At 60.8% G+C, this 17,619-nt stretch carries 15 protein-coding genes; 13 read left to right on the plus strand and 2 right to left on the minus strand.

Annotated features, from left to right (window positions below; all coding sequences use genetic code 11):
- The first annotated feature begins 26 nt into the window (after positions 1 to 26).
- Both KVT38_RS11940 and KVT38_RS11945 read left to right on the plus strand, forming a co-directional pair.
- Positions 27 to 332, plus strand: a complete 306-nt coding sequence (locus KVT38_RS11940; RefSeq protein WP_217593943.1) for a DivIVA domain-containing protein — start codon at positions 27 to 29, stop codon at positions 330 to 332.
- Positions 333 to 464: 132 nt separating this feature from the next.
- Positions 465 to 3,431 (plus strand): DUF4962 domain-containing protein, encoded by a 2,967-nt coding sequence (locus KVT38_RS11945; RefSeq protein ID WP_217593944.1) that lies wholly within the window; start codon positions 465 to 467, stop codon positions 3,429 to 3,431.
- 661 nt (positions 3,432 to 4,092) lie between these two features.
- On the opposite strand, the gene yedF is transcribed toward KVT38_RS11945, so the two are convergent.
- Together yedF and yedE are read right to left on the minus strand one after the other, a co-directional pair.
- Complete coding sequence (gene yedF / locus KVT38_RS11950) at positions 4,093 to 4,338, minus strand: sulfurtransferase-like selenium metabolism protein YedF (protein WP_217593945.1); 246 nt, start codon at positions 4,336 to 4,338, stop codon at positions 4,093 to 4,095.
- Entirely contained in the window at positions 4,310 to 5,536 is a 1,227-nt protein-coding gene (gene yedE / locus KVT38_RS11955; protein WP_217593946.1) for a selenium metabolism membrane protein YedE/FdhT, read from the minus strand. The genes yedF and yedE overlap by 29 nt, the downstream gene beginning before the upstream one ends.
- 185 nt (positions 5,537 to 5,721) lie before the next feature.
- Between yedE and KVT38_RS11960 the strand changes: the two genes are divergently transcribed.
- The 11 genes from KVT38_RS11960 to KVT38_RS12010 all read left to right on the plus strand — a co-directional run bounded on the left by KVT38_RS11960 (position 5,722) and on the right by KVT38_RS12010 (position 17,607).
- A complete protein-coding gene (locus tag KVT38_RS11960) occupies positions 5,722 to 6,219 on the plus strand; it encodes a MarR family winged helix-turn-helix transcriptional regulator (protein WP_217593947.1) in 498 nt (165 codons plus the stop codon).
- Complete coding sequence (locus tag KVT38_RS11965; protein ID WP_217593948.1) at positions 6,216 to 6,584, plus strand: VOC family protein; 369 nt, start codon at positions 6,216 to 6,218, stop codon at positions 6,582 to 6,584. Before KVT38_RS11960 ends, KVT38_RS11965 begins: the two co-directional genes overlap by 4 nt.
- 160 nt (positions 6,585 to 6,744) lie before the next feature.
- Positions 6,745 to 7,137, plus strand: a complete 393-nt coding sequence (locus tag KVT38_RS11970; protein WP_217593949.1) for a VOC family protein — start codon at positions 6,745 to 6,747, stop codon at positions 7,135 to 7,137.
- Positions 7,138 to 7,326: 189 nt separating this feature from the next.
- On the plus strand, positions 7,327 to 7,728 hold the full coding sequence (locus tag KVT38_RS11975) for a hypothetical protein (RefSeq protein WP_217593950.1): 402 nt from the start codon (positions 7,327 to 7,329) through the stop codon (positions 7,726 to 7,728).
- 69 nt (positions 7,729 to 7,797) lie between these two features.
- A complete protein-coding gene (locus tag KVT38_RS11980; RefSeq protein WP_217593951.1) occupies positions 7,798 to 8,298 on the plus strand; it encodes a DinB family protein in 501 nt (166 codons plus the stop codon).
- A 241-nt stretch (positions 8,299 to 8,539) separates the two neighbouring features.
- A complete protein-coding gene (locus KVT38_RS11985; protein ID WP_217593952.1) occupies positions 8,540 to 10,798 on the plus strand; it encodes a helix-turn-helix transcriptional regulator in 2,259 nt (752 codons plus the stop codon).
- A 478-nt stretch (positions 10,799 to 11,276) separates the two neighbouring features.
- The gene (locus KVT38_RS11990; protein ID WP_217593953.1) at positions 11,277 to 12,914 is read left to right on the plus strand and encodes an extracellular solute-binding protein; all 1,638 of its coding nucleotides are present in this window, start codon (positions 11,277 to 11,279) and stop codon (positions 12,912 to 12,914) included.
- Between the two features lie 99 nt (positions 12,915 to 13,013).
- Positions 13,014 to 13,916: an ABC transporter permease gene (locus tag KVT38_RS11995; RefSeq protein WP_217593954.1), complete on the plus strand. Its 903-nt coding sequence runs from the start codon at positions 13,014 to 13,016 to the stop codon at positions 13,914 to 13,916.
- A gap of 45 nt (positions 13,917 to 13,961) precedes the next feature.
- A complete protein-coding gene (locus KVT38_RS12000; RefSeq protein ID WP_217593955.1) occupies positions 13,962 to 14,834 on the plus strand; it encodes a carbohydrate ABC transporter permease in 873 nt (290 codons plus the stop codon).
- Positions 14,831 to 15,856: a sugar phosphate isomerase/epimerase family protein gene (locus KVT38_RS12005; RefSeq protein ID WP_217593956.1), complete on the plus strand. Its 1,026-nt coding sequence runs from the start codon at positions 14,831 to 14,833 to the stop codon at positions 15,854 to 15,856. The genes KVT38_RS12000 and KVT38_RS12005 overlap by 4 nt, the downstream gene beginning before the upstream one ends.
- The gene (locus KVT38_RS12010; protein WP_217593957.1) at positions 15,853 to 17,607 is read left to right on the plus strand and encodes a hypothetical protein; all 1,755 of its coding nucleotides are present in this window, start codon (positions 15,853 to 15,855) and stop codon (positions 17,605 to 17,607) included. Before KVT38_RS12005 ends, KVT38_RS12010 begins: the two co-directional genes overlap by 4 nt.
- Positions 17,608 to 17,619 lie beyond the last annotated feature (12 nt).

Consider the following 17,619-nt stretch of genomic DNA (forward strand, 5'->3'; position numbering starts at 1 on the left):
CGCATTACAATATCGGAGGTGCTCCCATGTCCGTCAACCCGAAGCTCCAGCAATTGTTGGCCGACGAAGGCGTCAAGTTTTCCGCATTGGATATTTTTAACCAGCAGTTCGATAAAGGCCGCATGATGTCGAGGCGCTACGATGCCGATCAGGTGGACGCATTTTTGGACCAGGTCGTGAAGGATTACGAGAAGCTGTACAAGCTCCTCGGCGACATGCAGGTGGAGATCGATGCGTTCCGCGAGTCCATCACGAACAAGGCGGAAATGTCGGTCGAGCATCTGCACGTCCGCTTGCGGAAGATCGAGCATTATTTGCAAAGCAACCGCTAAAAAGCGATCCGTACAAAAATGAAAACATCCGACCAGGTGCCGATCGTTCATAAAACTGCACATTGTTGAGTTGTGCCGCCGGACCGCCGCGCATACCATGAGGCTACATTCCGAAGAGGAAGGAAGTTTGTCATGGAAAACGCAAGCAAAAGCGCGGAGGCGGCATCGATCAAGCAGCCGCGCGAAGAGACAGGACCCGCTTGGCCCGCCGAGCTGATGGCGAACGCCAACCTCCCGTTCCGGCCGTCGGACGCGCTCGTCACGACGCAGAACCCGCCCGACTTCGGATGGCCCTTCGTCCCCGGCGCGGACCGGTACCGGTTGGAGCTCGCGCGCGATGCCGCCTTCGACGGCGGCGCGATCGTGTCCGCGGAGCCGACGATCAACTTTTATAATTTTCCGCACATTTTAGAAGAAGGCACCTGGCATTGGCGCGTGCGGTTCCATTTGCCTGAGACCGGCTGGTCCGCGTGGAGCGACGTGCGCAGATTCCGTATTGAGGAAGTCAGCGTGCCGTTTCCCGTGCCGCCGATCGACGAGCTGCTCGCGCGCATGGAGACGGCCCATCCGCGGGTATGGACGAACCCTCGGGAGCTTGAGGCATTCCGCGAGCGACGCCTGCACGGCGTCGCTAAAATCGTGTTCGAGCACGTCCGGGATTCGGTTCTGTCGCGGATGGAAGACCCGCTGCCGCCGGATCCAACCTTCCCGTACATGGACAGGTCTATCTCCAGCGTGTCGCCGGAATGGGTTAAGGCGCTGCAGGATTTGCGCAAGTACGCCGACACTGCGCTCGATCATCTGCTTAAAGCCGCGTTCGTCTATCTGATCACGGGAGACCGCGAGATCGGCGAGCACGCCAAAGCCCATCTGCTGAACTTCGCCTCCTGGGATCCTGAAGCGGCTACGCGCTTCGATATCAACGACCAGGTGCACCGCGCCGTCGCGTACCGCTCCGCCATCGCCTACGACTGGCTGCACGACCTGTTGTCTCCCGCCGAGCGGCAGGCCGTCCAGGATATGGTGCGCACGCGCATCGCGGTGTTGATCGAGCATTACCTGGACCGTCAGCCGATCAACCAGTATCCGTTCGACTCCCACGGCTGGACGATCGCTGGCTACATCGGGTTGATGGGCACGATCCTGCTGCACGACATCCCCGAAGCTGAAGTGTGGGTGCGCCGCGCCGTGCCCGCGTTCATCAATCTGCTCCCGCCGTGGGGCGGCGAGGACGGCTCGTGGTCGCAGGGCACCGGCTACTGGCAGTGGTCGTCCGGCTCGAACAAGGAGCTTATGGACGTGCTGCTTAGCGCGGGCGCCATCGACGCGTACGACAAGGCGTTTTCGCGGCACGAGGGACTGTACCCGATCTATATGTTCCCGCACGGCAGCCCGACCGGCGTGTTCGGCAACGATAGCCAATACCTGCCGGACTGGCCCAGCATCGGCCTGCTGAACCGGCTGGCTCAGGTGTACGGCGATCCGCGTTTGCAGTGGGCGGCGGAGGCGATCGGCGAGCGGACGGCTTCGGGGCTGCAGGATTATTTCTACGGGGACGAAAGCATCGCGCCGCGGCCGCCTGCGGACCTGCCGAAGGCGAAGTGGTTCCCGACGACGGGGCTTGTCGCCATGCACAGCGATCTGACTGATCCCGAGCGGCTCTCGCTCTACTTCAAGTCGAGCCCGTACGGCAGCTACAGCCATAGCCAGGCGGACCAGAACGGCTTCATCATCCACGCGTTCGGCGAGACGCTGGCGCTCAAGAGTGGATACTACGATTATTACAATAGCGTTCATCATCGCGGCTACACCAAACGGACGTATTCCGCGAACGCTATCACATTCGACGGGCGACAGGGCCAGCCGATCGACGATTTCGACGCCAAGGGTCGCATGATCGGGTTCGCTTCGCATCCCGCCTTCGACGCGGCGACGGGCGACGCGGTCTTGGCCTACCGGGGGAGCGAGTTGTCCCGCGCGCTGCGGCATATCGTCTACATGAAGCCGTCTGTATTCGTCGTCATCGACGATCTGGCCGCTTCCGATCCGGATGGCGTTTCCTTCGAGTGGAACCTTCACGCCGACGAGCGTCTGACGCTCGATCCGGAAGGCGGCGCGACGATCGAGAAGGGTAAGGCCGGGCTGCAGGTACGGCTGCACGGCGCTGATTCGCTCGGCAGCCGGGCCGCGGTCGAGACCCGGTTCCTCGATCCCGAAGGGAACGAGGCAACGCCGGTCGCATGGGCGGCCGGCAAGTCGCAGGTGCACGCAACGTTCTCGACGCCGAAGCAGCGGGCGGCGGTATTGATCGCGACGCTGGCGCCTTACCGGCTGGACGGCGGCGCGCCTGCGACGGTCGCGACGGCGGAGTGCGACGGCTATGTCCGGCTGTCGTTCGAAGGCGACGCCGTGCTCTATGTTCGAACGGCTGCCGCCGGCACGGTCGATACCGGCGCCGACGGCTATCGCTTCGACGGCGCGGCGCTGGCCGTGCGTGGCGATGCGCTCCTGCTCGTGCAGGGCACGCGGGTCGAGCGTGACGGGAGCGTCGTCTTCGAGAGCGACGCGTCGGCAACGGCTGCTTGGGGCGACGGACGGCTGTCCGCGTCTGCCGACCGGGATGTCTCGCTCTCGTTGGCGGTGCCGGGCAAGGTCGCGCTGCGCGAGCTGGCGACTGGCCGGGTGCTGCCGGCGGACGGCGATGCCGCGGCCCGGCTTGGCAGCGGGGGTGTGTACTGGACCGCGGCGTCCGGGCGCCTGGCGCTCCGGCTGGAGCAAGGCCAGCACGCTTTCCGGCTGGACGACGCATCGCAGCCGGGGCCGCTTGCGCCGGTGACGCTGCCGACCGAGATCGACGGCGCCGCAGGGGAGATGGTGCTCGAGGCCTGGCGCGACGTCGACGGAGACCGCCTCGCCTGGGGCCGCCTCGCGTTGGAGGCGGGCGAGTACGAGGTGCTGGGCGCGCCGGCAGGCTTCACGTTCGCGCGGCACGGCCGCATCGAACGCGGCGCGCTTGGCGCCGGCGAGCCCGTGTTGCTGCGCGGCGAGCCGGGGACGCTGCGGCTGCGGCGCGTCGGCGAAGCGGGCGAGCCGCGCTGAGCCGCGCCGCGTCGGCGAGCGGGGGCTCCTGCGGTCGGGGATAGCGCGATTTTGCGCTATTCCGTGTATCGCGTGAGCAACGTGCGTGCGGTTGACGGGCGAGCGTTTGAGAATAGCGCGATTTTGCGCTATTCCGAGTATCGTGTGAGCGACGGGCGTGCGGTTGCCGGGGCGTGCGTCCGAGAATAGCGCGATTTTGCGCTATTCCGCGTATCGCGTGAGCGACTGGTGTGCGGTTGCCGGGGGTGCCGTTCGAGAATAGCGCGATTTTGCGCTATTCCGAGTATCGCGTGAGCCGCGGGCGTTCGATGGCAGGGCGTGCGTTCGAGAATAGCGCGATTTTGCGCTATTCCGGGTATCGCGTGAGCGGCGTGCGTTCGAGAATAGCGCGATTTTGCGCTATTCCGGGTATCGCGTGAGCGACGGGCGTGCGGTTGCGGGGCGAGCGCCCGAGAATAGCGCGATTTTGCGCTATTCCGGGTATCGCGTGAGCGGCGTGCGTGCGGTGGCAGGGCGTGGGATCGAGAATAGCGCGATTTTGCGCTATTCCGCGTATCGCGTGAGCAGCGTGCGTGGGATGCCGGGCAGGCGGTTACCCAAATAACGCAAAAGGGACGAAGCAGGTCATTCTGCTTCGTCCCTTTTGCGTTTTGCCGTGCGTTTACGCCCGAATATAGAAATACAGCTCGCGGCCGTCTTTCTCCGGCTCGCGCTCGAGGACGTAGCCGTGCTTGACGACCTCTTCGGGAACGTTGCGCAGCGAGGCGGGGCAGTCGGCCACCACCTGGAGCAGTTGCCCCTTTTGGAGCTGCTGCAGCGTCTCGAGCGTATAGATGACCGGATAAGGGCAGGATTCGCCGCGGACGTCGAGCGTGAAGTCAACGGACGGCGGTTGTTTTTGCGGCATGGGCGTTATCTCCTTTCTTGAAGCCATTTTTGAAGCGATAATGCTTCTGCCAGTAAGCGGCGATCGCGAAGCCGGCCGCCAGAACGATCAGCGTCGCCGCGAGCGCGCCGCCGGAGCCGAGGACGTCGATCAGGTTAATCTTGGAGCCGCTTGCGACGAGCGTATCGTAGACGCCCATATGATCCCAGGCATAAGCCAGCGCGCCGGCGCCGATGACGTTGCCGATGAAGACGGGGAGGAATACGATCTGTCCCTCCATGAGACGGTACATCATGCCGGTCTCGCAGCCGCCGGCCATGACGATGCCGATGCCGAACAGCAGGCCGCCGACGAGCGTGCTGAGCGCGGCGATCTTGGTGATCGGCTCCATTCCGTTAATGAGAATGACGGCGAGCGTGGCGACCGAGCTGACGGCCATACCGACGATGATGGCCTTCGTCATCGTGGCGCGCCCGCTGATCCACAAGTCGCGGAACGCCGACGTGAAGCAGATCTGGCCGCGTTCGATCAAAATGCCGAACAGCGCGCCGAACAGCGCGGCGACGCCGAGCATCCGGTGGCCGCTCGCGAACAGGTACGCGATCAGCCCCGCATAGGCGACGGCTGCGACGGCGCCGAGCACCGGCTGGACGTTCGAAGGCTTCGCGGCCTTCCGGGCGATCGCGCCCTTGGTGACGACCGGCTTGCCCTTCCACCATGCGGCGGCGACCAGCTTCGCGCCGAGGAAGGTGCCGCCCGCGGTCGCGACCATGAAAATCCAGGCGTGCAGCGAAAATTGTGGCACGCCGGTGAAGAAGGCGGCGAGGTTGCAGCCCAGCGCCAGCCGCGCGCCGAAGCCGGCGACGATGCCGCCTGCGAAACCCTGCGCCCAACGTCTTTTTTGCCGCGGCGTGCGGATCTTGAAGTTGTTGTTCAGCAGCACCATAATAAGCGCGCCGGCGAACATGCCCCAGACGATCCAGCCGTCCGTCCGCGTGAATGTCGTGCCCTTCATGCCGATGAGCTTGAAGTAGCTCCAGTCCGATACGTCCGCGCCGAACAACGCCATCGCATGGCCCGCGAGACGGGTGAATTCGCCGGTCACCGCCCATACGGTGCCCGTGATGCCGAAGTAGAACGCGCTGAACAATCCGGCCAGCGCCATGACGAGATAAGGGCTCCAATAGTTTTGGAACAGCCGGGCATATAAAGTTTTCATTGCGATTTCCTTTCTACTGCATACATTTGCGTACATTTTTCCGCCCAACCATTTTACTACAATTCAGGCCGCGGGTGGTCGATTGGTTAGAGTATAATTATGGATTAAATTAGTTGCAATAGCATTCTATATAGCGTATGCTGCAATTAGTTGCAATAGCATTCTATTGGAGGAGGGAGACAAAAATGAGCAAGCCAGGGCATTTAGACGGCGACGGCGACGTCGATGGCGATGACGAAAGCGCCGCGACCGCCGAATCGCATGGCCAGTATATATCGGCCATCTATCGTCACATGCAGGTCGTGATCGCCGCAGAGCTGGCGCCTTACCGGATCGGGAGCGGCCAGTACATTTTCCTGATGGCGATCGCATCCGGGCGAGCCGTTACCCAGAAGGCGCTGAGCGCGCGGCTGCTCGTCGACAAGGCGACGACGGCCAAGGCGATCGCCAAGCTGGAAGCGGAAGGCTACGTGCGGAGGGAGCCCGACCCCGCCGACAACCGGTACCAGCTGCTCCAACTGACCGATGCGGGAAGGCAGGTCGTTCCCCAGGTGAAGGAGGCGCTCGCCCGCGTAAAGGCGAGGACGCGGAGAGGGCTGTCGGATGAGGCTTACGATTCCTTCATTCAATCGTTGAAGATAGTGCTCCGCAATTTAACCGAACTGGAGGAGATTCGCGAATGATCGCCATCCCATTTATCGTATTGGACAATTGCAAGGACGAGATCGAGCATTATCGGACGATTTTCGGCGGCGAGATCGAGGTTTTGCGCAAGCAGGGAGATACGGTGCTCAACGCGGATCTGCACGTAAACGGCGCAACGCTGAAGTTCGCCGATACGCAGGCGGCGAAGCCGGCTCGAAAGGGCGACTACGTTAGAGTTTTCCTGAAACTCGAGACCGAGGACGCGTTCCGAAGCGTATACGAAGGATTGGCGGCCGGCGGCACGGTCAACGCGGAGGCGTACGAAGCGCCGTTTAACGGGCTGCTGGCGATCGTGACCGATCGCAACGGCGTATGCTGGGTGCTTTCCTATTATCGCGATTGAGTTGGATGCCCGGACAAAAGTTAATGGCAGTAAAGGTTAACGGCAACAAAGGTAAAGGCAAGCCAATTTTCAAATACAGCAATTCGTAAGAAACGGGGGATGCATCGCTATGATAATTTGTAGGAGGATTTAAAAAAATGAATCGGAACGGGGGCGTAGAATGGGCGCGTTGAAACCGTACATCCATTCGGAGAACGCCAGGACGCAGGCCGACTTCTACCTGCAAGCGCTGGGCGGCAAGCTGATGTCCGTCGGCACGCACGGCGAGCTGATGGGCGTAGAAAATGAGCACAAGGACAAGGTTATGCATATGTGCATCGCCGTTGCAGGGGAGAACTATGTCTTTCTGGCAGATGCGATCGAGCCGGTCGACTCCGGTTCGGCGATTTCGCTGACGATCGGCTACGCGACGCAGGATGAAGCGCGAGAAGCGTTCGGGAAGCTTGCCGAGGGCGGGCAAATCAGGCATCCGATCGAGATGCAGCCGTTCGGCTTATACTACGGCGAGTTGACGGACAAATTCGGCATACGATGGATGATTACCGCGGGGTAATTCGACGGGAATTCATGCAATTTTGCATAATCCTGCCAAAGTGGCTCAGTTGCACGGAAAAACCTTATAACCGGGGGATCGCGTCGTCGAGGCCGCGATCGGCGCGCTGGAGCTCAAGCCTCATTTTCACTACTCAATGCTGCCCCGTTCAAACAATGCTGCATGAACTCACAGAGGAAGGGGATCCGCATGAGTGAACCGATCGTACAGTCAGCAGCCGTCATTGGCGCGGCGATCGCGATCCTGATCGCGATTTTTCATCTGCTGCTTCTGGCGGGTTTGCCGCTGGGCGCCTATTGCTGGGGAGGGAAGTACGAGAGAGTATTGCCGCCGCGCGTCCGATGGATGAGCCTGCCGTCCGCCATCGTACTCGCGATCATTGCGCTGATGATACTCGCATATGCGGGCGTGATCCAAATGGGCGATGGCGCTGGCGCCGTCATCATGATATGGGCCATTGCCGTCTTTTTCGGCCTTAATACGCTCGGCAATCTGGCGTCGAAAAGCAAGCGGGAAAAAGCCGTCATGACGCCGGCGGCGGGCATAGCCTTCCTTTGCAGTCTGATCGTGGCGATCTGGGGAGGCTTCTAGTTTGTCCCAAGCCGCGTACGATGATATGCTTGATGTATATATCTACTCTACAGAGGAGCGATGAGCAGGATGTATCAATCGATCGAACAGGTTGTGGGCGACTGGAACCAGGAAGCGGCGTTGACGCTTAAAGTATTCGAGGGGCTGAGCGACGCGTCGCTGAAGCAAGCCGTGTCCGCCACCCGCGGCAGGACGCTCGGCGAGCTCGCTTGGCATGTGGCAAGCTCGCCCGCCGGCATTCTGGGCGCAGCGGGTCTTCAGATCGAAGGCCCGGATTTCAAACGGCCCGTTCCCGAGAGCGCCGCAGAGATCGTGGACGCCTACCGCAGCATGAGCGCAGCCGTTGCAGACGCGTTCAAGGCTCAATGGACGGACGCGCGCCTGTCCGAGAGCCTGCTCTTGTTCGGCTCGATGAACATGACCTACAGCGGCGTGCTCACGCTGGTCGTTCGCCATCAGATCCACCATCGCGGCCAGATGACCATCCTGATGCGGCAGGCCGACGTCGTTCCCCCGGGCGTATACGGTCCGAACGAGGAAGAAGCCGCCGCAAGGGCAGCCCGAGGCTGATAAGTCAAGCAGGCGCATCAAAAAACGGAGACCTTTGCCGATCGCAAAGGCTCCGTTTTTCGTTCCGCGCTTCTTGCTCGCGGCCTTGTCCGATCCGCGTTTCCACCTCTTCCAATGAGAGGGAATGCGTCTGCTTCGGTTTTCAGCGAACGCGCCGCCATGCTACAATAACGGGATGTGAAAGCGTTTGTAGCCCGTGTTATTCCTGACCGATCGCGTGCATTCGAAAGGGGCGCACCTCTTGCAGCAAAGCTGGTTTCGACGTCTGCTATTGTCCTATTTCCCCATTTTTCTGATCACCATCACGGTCATCGTTTTTCTCTCTTTTTTGATGGTCAACGAGATCTCGCGCAAAGAGACGGCTAAAGCGGACGCGGTCTCGACGCGGTTCATCATGGAAACCCTCGAGCGGTCCGTGAACGATATCGAGATGAGCGTGCTGAAGGAAATGGAGACGAACGGGAGCTATTCGGCTTATCTGAATCGTTCGTCCGGCGAAGATGAATCGTTAATCTATTCGTTGGCGCCTCGTCTTCGCACGCTGAACGAGAACAGCGAGCTCATCGAATCGGTCTATCTCTACCGGGACGCCGACAAGACCGTCCTTACGGAGAGAGGGAGGAGCGAGCTGGCCGCCTTCCCAGACAGAAGCTTCATCGAACAAGCGCTGCTGAAGCCCGATTACCGCGGCTGGTCGGACGTGCGAAGCTTGCGGGAGGTCGGCAGCACCGACTCGATTCGGGTGATCTCGATGTACAAGCGTCTGCCGCTCCCGTTCGGCAGCCAGGGGATGCTGGTCATCAACGTCAGCATGTACCCGCTCGAGCAGATCGTGAACGCGATGACCAACGACAGCATTTCCTACCTCATCATCAAGGACGAAGCAGGCGAGCCGATCTTCGAAGCGCACAAAGCCGAAGGCGCAGGCGGCTCCGCGTCGGGCGGCAAGAAGTTAACGACGCTGCGCTCGGACCGGCTTGGCTGGGCGTTCGAGAGCGGCATCCGCACGGGGCATTTGTACGCATGGGTATCCGTTATTTCATACGTATGGATCGCGATCGGCATACTGACGGTGCTGCTTGCCGTTGTCTATATCGTTTACATCACGCGCAAAAACTATCGTCCGATCCAGCTCGTCATGAACCGCCTGCAGTCGATCCAGCTGCGCACCGACGCGCCCCCATCCAAAAAGGACGAGCTGGCGATGATCGACAACGCATTGACCAGCCTGATCTCGAGGTCCATGGATTACGAAAAGCAGTATCATGAGAACCTGCTGCTTCAGCGCAGCCAGCTGTTCGTCGATCTGATCGGCGGCCACAAGCTGGGGGACGACCTGGCCGACAAGATGCGCAAGCTCAGTCCGCTGCCGCAGGACGAAGACGCGGAGGCCCGAAGCTACGCGATCGCGGTCGCCGAGATCGACGAATATCCGTTGTTTCAGAGCCAATACTCGGCCAAAGACCAGAACGTGCTGAAGTTCGCCCTGATGAACGTCTTCCAGGAGCTCGCCCGCAACGAGAACCTGCATAGCTGGGCGGAGTGGATCGCCGGCGACCGCGTCGCCGTCCTGATCGCGCTGCCGGAAGGCGAAGGGGCGAGAAGCACGGAGGATCTGCGGGGCATCGCGGATCAATGCCGCGTCTGGGTCGAGGACAAGCTGCGCATTCCGCTGCGCTTCGGCATCGGCGTGGCTGCAAGGCGCCTCGAGGAGGTCGAGCATTCGTTCCGCGCGGCGACCGAGGCGCTCAGGCATAAGCTCTCGCATGGCAAGGGCACGATATTGTTCGGCGAAGAGATGACAAGCGGCGATCTGAGTCCGGTGCTGCCGTACCTGGGGACGATCTCGGAGCTGGTCAAGGACTTCCGCATGAACAACGAGGCCTGGAGAGACGGCCTGCACGACATGTTCGACCGTTTCCGCAAGGACAGGCTCAAGGACGATGCGATCCGGTCGTTGCTGCAGACGATGATGCGGATGCTCGGACACGAGCTCGATATTTTCTCCGAAGAGCTGAGAGACAGGCTGTCGGGCGATCAAGGGGAGAGCTGGCAGCGCATTCTCGACGCGTCGAGATCGCTTGACGAGCTCGAGGCCGGGATCGGCGAATTCCTCAGCGAGACTTATCGTTCGTACGTCGTCGTCAGCAAGACGAATACGTACCGCGCGATGATTAACGAGATGAAGAGCTACATCGAGGAGCATTTTTCGGATCCCGACCTTTCCCTGAAGCACCTGAGCGACCGCTTCCAGATCTCCGGGAAGTACGCGAGCTATTTGTTCAAAACGGAGTTCGATATGAAGTTCGTCGACTTCCTCGTGCATCTGCGGATGGAGCGGGCCGAGAAGCTGCTGCTGGAGACGAAGCTGCCGATTCAGGATATCGCCCTGCAGATCGGCTACGCGAATTCGATCACGTTCGGCCGCGTCTTCAAGCGAACCTACGGCGTCGCGCCCGGAGACTACCGCAAGCTGAAGCTGCGCTCGTCGGCCGAATGATCGCGCAAGCCGCGGCGCGACAAGGAAAATGCGCAACGAATTCCGTTAAAGTTTATTTCGGGAATTCGGTTTATTTTTCAAAACGATGGTTGCGAAATGAGTGCGAGCTTCCGAATCGGAGCGCACTCGTTTCGTTTTTTTAATTTGCAAAACGGCGCTCCGGTACGATGCGGTCTTCGGAATCCGGTGACGGTAAGACCGGCGGAACGCGGCTGCGAAAGGGGAAAACGGGCGCGGCGGAATTCGGTTTAGTTCGCGAAAACGGTGCGCCTTGCCCGGTGCATCCCCGCGGAATGCCCGTAAAACGGCGGCTTCTCGCCGTCCGAATTTAGTTTATTGTCCCGGCGGCGCACCGGAAGGCATACTGGGGACATCCCGATCGAAGCGCTTTCAACCGGCGGGGCGAGACGAGATCCGGTCGGCTCCCCGACAGGCGGAGAAAAGGGCGAACCTATTTATATGAAAAGGGGTTGTGACAATGGCACCAAAGATGACGAAGGCGGCAAGCCTGTCGCTGGCAGCCGTACTCGCAAGCATGAGCCTGCTGAGCGCATGTTCATCCAATTCGAATTCGAACGCAGGGAACGCCGCAAGCGGCGGAGGATCGGCTTCGGCCGGCACCGCATCCTCGCCTGCCGCATCGGGCAAGCAGGTCACGCTTAAGGTCGAACTGTTCGACCGCGGCAACACGCCAAGTCCTTACACCATCACGAACAGCTATCTGACGAAATACATTCAAGACAACTTCGGCACGCCGAACAACATTAAGATGGAATTCGTGCCCGTGCCCCGCTCCGAAGAGATCAAGAAGCTGAACGTGCTGATGGCGAGCGGCAGCGACGTGCCGGATATCGTCTTCACCTACGACTCGGCCACCTTCAACCGATATGCCCAGCAGGGCGGCCTGACCGATCTGACGGACCTTCTGAACCAGTACGGCTCGAACCTGAAGACGTTCCTCGGGGACGACGCGCTCGCCTACGGCGTTTATGACGGCAAACAGCTCGCGATTCCCGGCAAGCGCTCGATCCTTGGCAAGTATTCGTCGTTTATCCGTACCGACTGGCTGGACGCGCTCGGCATGAAGGCGCCGACGACGACGCAGGAGCTGTACGACACGCTGGTCGCGTTCAAGGAGAAGGACCCGGGCAAGACGGGCGGCAAGGTGATTCCTTACGGCATGACGATCGAGCCGGCGCAGTACGACCCGCTCATCTGGTCGTTCATTAAGCCGATGACCGACGAACAGCGCTTCACGCTGACGCAGAAGCTCGGCTCCAACGAATATCCGACGCTGCTGCCCGGCTTCAAGGATGCGCTGCAATTTTACAACAAGCTGTACAACGAAGGCCTGATCAGCAAGGACTTCGGTCTCGACAAGGACAAGAAGCAGTTGACCCAGGACGTACAGAACGGCGTGGTCGGATTTCTGACCGAGGATTATCCGAACCTGTACTATGCGGACGGCAGTTACGAGAACCTGCTCAAGACGGTGCCGACGGCGAAGCTCGATCCGATCGACCCGCTGACGAATTCCGAAGGCAAGCACGCGAAGCCGGCCTACGCGCCGAACGGCATGTATATCATGATTCCGAAGTCAAGCGAGCATGCAGCCGAGGCGGTCAAGTACCTGGATTGGATGGCTCAGTCGGAAAATATGCTGGCGCTGCAAAACGGCGTTGAAGGCGAGAACTACGAAATGAAGGACGGCATTCCGATCGTGAAAACGGACGCGCCGCAGGACGTGGTCGACCGCATCTACAATTACGGCGATATCGTTATCCTCGCGAACGGCAAATTCACCGGCGACGAAGAGAAAGACAAGCAAGCGTTCGCGGCAGGCTTCCCGCCGGCGTACCAACAAAATCTCCGCAAGGCGCTCGACATCTCGGTCACCGATACGTTCGCGCCGCTCCTGATCGATCGTCCGATCGAGGCGGAATCCAAGTACGGCACGGCGCTGCAGGATAAGTACGAAGAGTTCATCGTGAAGGCCGCGACGGCCAAACCGGACAAATTCGAGAGCGCGTACGAATCCGCTCTGAAGGATTACATGCAGAGCGGCGGTCAGGCGATCCTCGACGAGCGCACCAAGCTGTATCAAGAGAAGAAGTAAGTCTGGGTTTCAGTTTCAGGCACGAGACAAACAAGGGAGAAGCGGCGGCCCTGATGGGCCGCCCTTTACTTCCAGCCTCAGGAGAGGAGATCGGCAATCATGAGAGGAACCGTCTACTTACGCCGTTATTGGCAGTTATACGCTTTGCTAGTCCTGCCTCTCGCCTATTTCGTCATCTTCAAGTACGGCCCCATGTGGGGCGTGCAGATCGCGTTCAAGGACTTTAACTTCTTTCAAGGCATCATGGGCAGCGAATGGATCGGGCTTGATGCTTTCCGCGAAGTGTTCCATTCCCATGATTTCTTCAAAACGCTCCGCAATACGCTCATGCTGAACATCCTGGATCTGATCGTATCCTTTCCGGCTCCGCTGATTCTCGCGATCATGCTGTTCGAGGTCAAGTTCCAGTGGTTCAAGCGGCTGTCCCAAACGATTTTGTACATTCCCCACTTTATCTCCTGGGTTATTATAGGCGGCATCGTATACCAGGTGTTCGGCACGCAGTCCGGGCTCGTCAACAACTTCCTCGCCTCGCTTGGATTCGGCCCGGTGCCGTTCCTGTCGGACAAACATTATTGGCTGTTCACGTACCTGGCGACCGGCGTGTGGCAGAGCGCGGGCTGGGGTACGATTCTGTACCTGGCGGCGCTTACCGGCATCAACCGCGATCTGTTCGAAGCGGCCGAAGTGGACGGCGCCGGACGGCTTAAGCGGATCTGGCATATCACCCTGCCCGGCCTTAAGACGACGATCGCCACCCTGCTCATCATCAATCTCGGCAATATGATCGCGATCGGCTTCGACCGTCCGTTCGTCATCGGCAACAAGATGGTCATGGATTATTCCGACGTGCTCAGCACCTACGTGTACCGTACGGGTCTGGAGTCCGGCCAGTATACGCTGGCGACGGTCGTCGGACTGTTCCAGGCGGTCGTCGGACTGATATTCGTCCTCGGCGCCAATTATGCGTCCAGGAAGCTGACCGACGAAGGCATCCTGTAAGCTATGTAAGCTATGTAAGCTATCTACCGAAAGGAGGGGACTACCGTGACCGAGCGTACGTCCAACCGCATTTTCGATACCGTCAACGTCGTTCTCCTTGCGATTTTTGTCCTTATCTGCCTGGCGCCTTTTTTCCATATCCTCGCGATATCGCTCAGCTCCACCCGCGCCGTCGTATCCGGCGCCGTCACGCTGCTGCCGATCGATCTGGATCTAAGAGCCTACCGCAGCGTTTTGTCGGACACGTCGATGATCCGCTCGCTTGGCTTTACCGTATTTTTGACCGCCTTGACTACGGTTCTGTGCATGATCATGACGATCGCGGCCGCTTACCCCCTGACGCATAAAAAGCTGAAGGGCCGCAAGGTGTTCATGTTCATCATCGTCGTCACGATGTTTTTCAGCGGCGGCATCATACCGGAGTACATCCTCGTTCAAAATTTGCATCTGCTAAATACGGTGTGGGCGCTCGTTTTGCCGGGCTTGATTAGCCCTTTTTATCTGATTATTCTGATTTCGTTCTTCAACGGCATTCCGGACAGTCTCGTCGAGGCGGCCGAGATCGACGGCGCGACGCAGTTCGGCACGCTCTTCAAGATCATCCTGCCGCTCTCTTTGCCGGTCATCGCGACGCTCAGCCTGTTTTATGCGGTCGGGCGATGGAACGGTTTCCAGGATTCGCTCCTTTATATCACCAAAGCCGAGCTTTATCCGCTGCAGTTGAAGCTGTACCAGCTGGTGCAGAACAGCATGATCTCGGACGTGACGCGCAACGAAGGGCCCGGCGTCCTCCACTCCACGCCCGAGAGCCTGAAGGCGGCGAGCGTCGTGTTCGCCACCGTGCCGATTCTGCTCGTCTATCCGTGGCTGCAGCGCTACTTCGTCAGCGGCGTCATGCTGGGGGCGGTGAAGGGATGAGCGGCTTGGACAGGGCTGCGGACCTTGCAGGGGATAAAGCCGGATATTCGTTCTCGACGTGCTGGAACATCAAGCGCCATACGACCGGCCGGGACATGATCGAGGAAATTCGCGGGCTCGGCTTTCGGCAGGTCGAGCTGAATTACAACGTGACCGAGCAGTTGCTGACGACGATCGAGCCGATGATCGAGCGCGGCGAGATCGGCGTGTCGAGCGTGCACAATACGTTTCCGCACGTCCCGGATCCGGACTACGGCACGGACTCGGTGCTGCTCGGCTTCGAGGACGCGGAGCGGCGCGGACGGGCAATCGAGCTGCTCGTACGGTCGGCCGAGTACGCGCATCGCTATGGGGCAAAAGCAGTCGTGGTGCATCCGGGCGAGGTGCCGTTCCCGAACGACATCAGCCGCAAGCTGCAGGAGATCTACCGCGAGCAAGGCCCGGACGCGGAGGCGTACCGAACCTTGTGGGACGAGATGCTGGAACGGCGGCAGACGCTGGCCGGCGGCTATCTCGCGCGCATTCGCGACAGTCTGGAGCAGGCATCCTATACGCTCGCCGCGAGAGGCTACGATCTGATCCTCGGCATCGAGACGCGTTCGCGCTGCAACCAGATCCCGACGCTCGGCGAAGCCAGATGGATCATCGATCAATTGAAGGGCTCGCCGGTGAAATTGTGGTTCGACATCGGGCACGGGATGATGATGGAGCGGATGGGGCTGTACGACAACGCGTCCGAGCTGCCGGGCCTGATCGACGACATCGGCGGGCTGCACATCCACGAGACGATCGGGCTGTCGGATCATTGGTGTCCGTACGTTCACAGCGGTGACGGCGAGACGTTCGACCTGTTCCTCGAGGCGATCGACCGCGTCCCGCTTAAAGTATACGAGCTTAAAGCGGCCTGCGAGCCGGAGGCGATTCACCGCAGTCATGCGATATTGCAGCAAAAGCTGTCGGCGCGAAAGGGAGCGCCTGCGCCCGGTTCGAGGCCGGCGGCGGACGGAGGGATTCAAGCATGAACAGCGTCTATCGGAACGTGTTCGAGATTAACGACAATTGGGTGCGGGAAGGCATGGACCGCCAGGACCTGGATGAAAAAAGCCGCAGCTATGGTGGCATCGTAAGCGCCGAGTACGGCTTGGCCTCGCCGAACCACTCCACCGGAACGCCCGTGACGATGGCAATCTGGGCGGCATCGCTTTGCAATCCGGACTCTCCCTATTACCGGGACGAGGCGCTGGCAGCTAGATTCGCGCTGGCCGCCAGCTATATGCTGGGGGCGCAGCACGAGGACGGCACGATCTCGCCGGGCTGGACGAACTTCCACTCGCCGCCAGATACGGCGTTCGTCGTCGTCGGCTATGCACAGGTGTACCAGCTGCTCGCGCAGGACGACTGGGCGCCGCTGCGCGAGGCGGCGGCCGACGTCCGCTTGTTCCTCGAGCGGACGATCCCGGCGCTCGTGACGGGCGGCGTCCACACGCCGAATCACCGTTGGGTCGTCAGCGCCGCGCTTGGCTTCCTGCACGAGCTGTTCGGCGCGCCGGAGACGATTGGCCGCGCGGAGCAGTGGCTCGCGGAAGGCATGGACATTACGCCGGACGGCGAATGGACCGAGCGGAGCAACGGCATTTACAACGCGGTGAGCGACATTATGCTCATCCATGCGGCCCGTCTGCTCGGGAAGCCCGAGCTGCTCGCGCCCGTCCGCGCCAACCTACGCATGATGCTTTATCTGGTCCATCCGAACGGCGACGTCGTGACGGATTACTCCGGTCGTCAGGACTTCGGACATCAACACGACCTGTCCTCTTATTTTCTGCCTTACGCCATGATGGCGCGGCTCGACGAAGACGCCGAGTTCCAGGCGGCCGCCGACCTCGCGTACGGACAGCTGCCGCATCCTGGCAGCTGCCCGACGAATGCGGCGGTCCGGCTGCTGCTCGATCCGTCGCTGCAGGAACGGGCCGTAGCGCCCGCGGCGCTGCCGACCGAATACCGCAAGCTGCTGCATGCGGACTTCCCGCGGCGGCAATACCTGGCGGCGATGGACGGCGCGGGCCATGGCGGCCGCATTTATCACAGCCGGCTGCATCCGGACTTCGGCGCTGCCGTCGCCCGGGTGCGTCGAGGGGACGAGAGCGTCACGATCAGCGCGGAGACGCCTTCCTTCTTCGCCCTGCGGCACGGCGCCGCGCGGCTGCTCGGCGTTCAGGTCGCCACCTACTTCGCGCCGGGCTTCGTCCCGATGAACAGCCTAGTCGAAGCGGAAGACGGATACCGCCTGGCCGGCGAGCAGTTCAAAGGCTACTACGGACCGGTGGCGGCGAAGCGCCTGCCGGCGACCGCGGGCGAGGCGACCAGCCCATGGTACCTGCTGCCTCACCACCTGCGCGAGGAAACGCATGTGCAGCGGCTCCGCGTCGAGGCCGATGTGCTGGAGACGGCGGACGGCTGGGAGCTCGTCATTCGTTCGGAGGAACCGGAGGATGCGATGGCGCAGATCTCCGTCATTTTGGCAGCGGACGGCGAGCTGTCCGGCGGCGAGCTGGCGCCCGCGGGCGAGGGCAAGCAGTTCTGGAAGTCGGGCACCTTGCGTTATGCGGTGGGACGGGACGTGTTTGAACTGAGCGGCGGCGCGTTCGCGCATACGGCAGGCTTCGTCCGCGAGGCGAACCTGCCGACCGACTGCCGGACGCTGCTGCTGAACGTCGTCGCGCCGTTCGAGACGCGGATTCGCATCCGGACCTTGCCGCGTGCAGAAGCTTGATCTTTCTTCTAT

This window comes from Cohnella sp. GbtcB17 (genome assembly GCF_019091135.1).
Lineage (GTDB): Bacteria > Bacillota > Bacilli > Paenibacillales > Paenibacillaceae > Cohnella.

Coding starts and splice junctions, on each gene's coding strand:
- KVT38_RS11980 (WP_217593951.1), top strand. CDS start 7,798: ATGTATCAATCGATCGAACAGGTTGTGGGCGACTGGAACCAGGAAGCG.
- KVT38_RS11990 (WP_217593953.1), top strand. CDS start 11,277: ATGGCACCAAAGATGACGAAGGCGGCAAGCCTGTCGCTGGCAGCCGTA.
- KVT38_RS11965 (WP_217593948.1), top strand. CDS start 6,216: ATGATCGCCATCCCATTTATCGTATTGGACAATTGCAAGGACGAGATC.
- KVT38_RS12005 (WP_217593956.1), top strand. CDS start 14,831: ATGAGCGGCTTGGACAGGGCTGCGGACCTTGCAGGGGATAAAGCCGGA.
- KVT38_RS11940 (WP_217593943.1), top strand. CDS start 27: ATGTCCGTCAACCCGAAGCTCCAGCAATTGTTGGCCGACGAAGGCGTC.
- KVT38_RS11995 (WP_217593954.1), top strand. CDS start 13,014: ATGAGAGGAACCGTCTACTTACGCCGTTATTGGCAGTTATACGCTTTG.
- KVT38_RS11975 (WP_217593950.1), top strand. CDS start 7,327: ATGAGTGAACCGATCGTACAGTCAGCAGCCGTCATTGGCGCGGCGATC.
- KVT38_RS11960 (WP_217593947.1), top strand. CDS start 5,722: ATGAGCAAGCCAGGGCATTTAGACGGCGACGGCGACGTCGATGGCGAT.
- KVT38_RS11970 (WP_217593949.1), top strand. CDS start 6,745: ATGGGCGCGTTGAAACCGTACATCCATTCGGAGAACGCCAGGACGCAG.
- yedF (WP_217593945.1), bottom strand. CDS start 4,338: ATGCCGCAAAAACAACCGCCGTCCGTTGACTTCACGCTCGACGTCCGC.
- KVT38_RS12010 (WP_217593957.1), top strand. CDS start 15,853: ATGAACAGCGTCTATCGGAACGTGTTCGAGATTAACGACAATTGGGTG.
- yedE (WP_217593946.1), bottom strand. CDS start 5,536: ATGAAAACTTTATATGCCCGGCTGTTCCAAAACTATTGGAGCCCTTAT.
- KVT38_RS11945 (WP_217593944.1), top strand. CDS start 465: ATGGAAAACGCAAGCAAAAGCGCGGAGGCGGCATCGATCAAGCAGCCG.